Genomic DNA, 3,142 nt, shown 5'->3' on the forward strand with positions numbered 1-3,142 from the left:
TGTGTGATTACAGTTAATAATAAAAATGTAATAAGGTGGAAACACGCTGTCAGCGTAGTTAATTTACTGGCGGATAAGTGATCTTATTAAGATGTACAACAATAGATTTTCTTCTTTTGTTTTGTATAAATACCGGAGGAATATAAAAGAAACGGAGACTGCAGAGACAGAGATGAAGTTGTTTTCCCCGTTTCCTTAATGAAAATTCAGTCAGGGGTGTGGCCGGATAATTATGCCGGGCGCTTAATTCCCTGTTGAACTGAAGTATTCCGGCAATATTCAGCAGTATGCCGGCCAGCCTGCCGTCATCATCCCGAAGGAACCGACGGAGTAGCCGGTGCTCTTCTTTGGCGGTACTGTCAGCTTTTCCGGCCAGGTGTGCGAGGATGAGTGTTATAAGCGTCTCCGGGGATATGCGGTGAATTTTCATCATTCTTCTCCTGATTTTGTCGGGGGTACACCCGGATAAATAAACTGCTGGCGGCGAATGAAAAAATCACAGAAGGGCATATCCGGTAATTCCGGGAGACCGGACACGGCAATATCCATCCATGAGAGATAGTTATCGACGCTCACTGTGACGGTGATGCTGTTATGGGTACGGGATCTTTCATGAATTTCTGCAGCCAGAAAGAGCAGCCAGCCGCCGTTAAATGCCGGGTGGCGGAGAATGAACCGGGCAATCTCTTTTTCATCTCCGTCAGGCGGAATATCGTCAGTCAGCGTCCGGATAATAAAGCGCCGGAATGCATCTGCGGAAAACTGATATCCGGCAGAGTGGGTATCCATTTTTGTTCCTCTGTCAGTTGAATGTGGGCCGGCAGAACGTCACCGGCAGCGGTGTGTGTCACATGACGTACTTTTTGTCAGGAAACGAATCCGGCAGCAGAATGAGCGCCACCCCGTCCATTTTCTCCCGCAACGTTTTACGCTGTGCCGGCGGCCAGCGGCGCAGTGCATCAGCAAAATCCGCCGGACGCCAGGTGCGAAATTTCTCCTCAACGGCCAGGCGGTTCTGTACCAGGGCATTCAGTACGGCCCGTCCCTGTCTGACTCGCTTACGCTCATCGCTGAAAATTTCCTTCAGTGCCCGTGCATTGAGAGCAACCACCGAGGCCGGATGCAAATCAGGGAGCCAGACCATCACCCCCTGTGCTGCAGCGTAGCCGTTCAGGCAGTGCCAGGCGTGGCAGAAGGCACAGAGATGAAAGGGCGGGCCTTCCGGCTGCAGCAGTTCACTTTCATTTTCGCTGAGTGCATCTGTTGTGACGATTTGTGACTTTTCCACATGACGCAGGGCCAGTCGCCTGGCCGACAGGCGGGCCTGTGCCAGGGACCGCTCCGCATCCTGCAGGGTTCGGGTGTGTTTCTTTTTTTCGTCAGCGTTTTCCGGTACCGGATGTTTTTTCAGGCGCATCACCCGGGTGAGGTTTTTTTCCAGCAGGACGACCGTATCCCGGCAGGTGTCAGCCATCTGCTGTAATGGCCATGAATCCTCCAGAATGAAGCGGTGAGTGACGGTCCTGCGACAGCAGGGACAGCGTCCGGGTGTTGAGAGCACGGGTGGTGGCAGCAGGGATTCACCGCTGAATACCGTGTCCGGTTGCGGGAGCGGGAAAAGCCAGCGTTCCCGGACCGGGGCGATGAGTGGCGGTGTTTTGTTCATACGTTTTTCTCTCTGTATACAGGGTGACGGCAGCCAGAATCAGTGCTGCGATGGCGGTGGAATAACATTCTGCAAACACAAACTCCTGATTATCCCGGTTGTCGCGGGCAATCACGTTGCCGTGCTCTGTTCTGAGCAGGGTGAAAGGGGGCAGCTCACAGGACATGGTCTGGTCCTCCTCATTGTGTGAAGACGGCACCGGTTTCCCGGTGCCTTTGCGGATTAACTGATTGAAACCGGAGAAAGACCGAGCGTTTTCTGTCCGCTACCCATCAGTTCCGGTACGACGGCAAGGCAGAGGCCGACCAGAATTGACAGCAGGCAGGCCAGCCCGGCACCGGGTTTTTTACCGATTTGTTTGAGGCCAAGCAGGCCGCCGATAAAGAGCACCAGGCCAATAACCTGACCGATAGCCACAAATGAACTGCTGGAGCCTTTTGCACCATCGCCAACGGTTTTGATCATATCGAATAGGGTGTTTGCCATCGCTGTGTGGGGCAGCAGTATCACGGGAAGCAGAAGTAACAGGCGTATCAGCCGATCACGGCAGGCCACCAGGCATAACTGAACATAAATAAATGCAGCGCACAGACGCGCCGCCATGGCACGGAATCGTGACATATAGTGTCTCCTTAACTAACAGACTGAATGACTGAAAATGAATGTGGATCAGAAGGCGAGACCAAGACTCGCCAGAGAGGCATCGATGACGCGATCGATAAAAACCAGCAGAACGCCGGCAACAAACTTGACGTTTCCTTTGCTGATGGACTCACTGCTGCTCAGGGCGGTATGCCCGTCCAGCAGGGATTTACGCCAGATGGAAATGCCGTTCATGGCAAACCCCACTCCGGCCAGTTTTACCAGTGAGAGCATGGCATTGGCGGCACCGGCAGCGGCACCAAAGGTGGTTGGTTGTACATAAGCGATAGGGCCGAAGGAATCTGCCCTGAATCCCATCTGGGTACCCCCGGCATTGATGAAGGATGGCAGGGCGACCAGCATGCCGCAGATGACGATACCGGCGATAAATTTTCCCGGTCCCATACTGTGACGCCCTTCTGCCCGGGCGCGCATCAGATGACCAATCAGGCCGATAATCCCCAGCAGCTCTCCCCAGGTGAAGAGAAACTCCATGCCTGCACTGAATATACCGCTGGCAAAGTTCTCTATGGCTGTCAGGGCATCAATGCTCATCATCGTAATGTACCGGCAGAGGTGATGACTGAGCGGCTGGACGGTTCAATCCGGGTGATGGTGATATTCCCCAGCCTGTCACCTTCCCGTACTGCCCAGGCGCTACCCTGCCAGCGGATCCAGGCCATTCCTTTTTCCACCGACATGATTTGCATGCCCTGCAGGCGGGAAGGCGGGGTTTTCGTTGACTGGCCGTTATTCCCGGTCGGGATTTGCAGTGGTCCCTGCATCTGCAGGGCATGCACCTGCTTACGGGTTTCATCAAGCAACTGACGGGTT

The 3,142-nt window shown here is 54.1% G+C and carries 7 protein-coding genes; all 7 read right to left on the reverse strand.

The genetic code is table 11. The features are described from left to right. Window positions 1-58: 58 nt before the first annotated feature. Window positions 59-430 carry a hypothetical protein gene (locus E0D98_RS22790; protein WP_131891094.1) on the reverse strand — a complete coding sequence of 124 codons (372 nt, stop codon included), beginning with the start codon at window positions 428-430 and terminating at the stop codon, window positions 59-61. After that, window positions 430-789, reverse strand: a complete 360-nt coding sequence (locus E0D98_RS27440; protein WP_165941049.1) for a hypothetical protein — start codon at window positions 787-789, stop codon at window positions 430-432. Before E0D98_RS27440 ends, E0D98_RS22790 begins: the two co-directional genes overlap by 1 nt. 58 nt (window positions 790-847) lie before the next feature. Further along, on the reverse strand, window positions 848-1,666 hold the full coding sequence (locus E0D98_RS22800) for a conjugal transfer protein TraT (protein WP_072148514.1): 819 nt from the start codon (window positions 1,664-1,666) through the stop codon (window positions 848-850). Beyond that, window positions 1,581-1,832, reverse strand: coding sequence for a hypothetical protein (locus E0D98_RS28475; RefSeq protein ID WP_001277575.1), 252 nt, complete (start codon window positions 1,830-1,832; stop codon window positions 1,581-1,583). Before E0D98_RS28475 ends, E0D98_RS22800 begins: the two co-directional genes overlap by 86 nt. Window positions 1,833-1,888: 56 nt before the next feature. After that, window positions 1,889-2,287: a DUF6750 family protein gene (locus E0D98_RS22810; protein WP_000086067.1), complete on the reverse strand. Its 399-nt coding sequence runs from the start codon at window positions 2,285-2,287 to the stop codon at window positions 1,889-1,891. Between the two features lie 48 nt (window positions 2,288-2,335). After that, the gene (gene traQ, locus E0D98_RS22815) at window positions 2,336-2,866 is read right to left on the reverse strand and encodes a conjugal transfer protein TraQ (RefSeq protein WP_000987022.1); all 531 of its coding nucleotides are present in this window, start codon (window positions 2,864-2,866) and stop codon (window positions 2,336-2,338) included. Next, window positions 2,863-3,142, reverse strand: a 280-nt coding sequence (gene traP / locus E0D98_RS22820; RefSeq protein WP_165941050.1) for a conjugal transfer protein TraP, incomplete at its 5' end; no start/stop codon positions are given. The genes traP and traQ, both read right to left, overlap by 4 nt.

Origin of the sequence: Escherichia sp. KCJ4928 (assembly GCF_004352695.1) — a bacterium.
Classification (GTDB): Bacteria; Pseudomonadota; Gammaproteobacteria; order Enterobacterales; family Enterobacteriaceae; genus ECMA0423.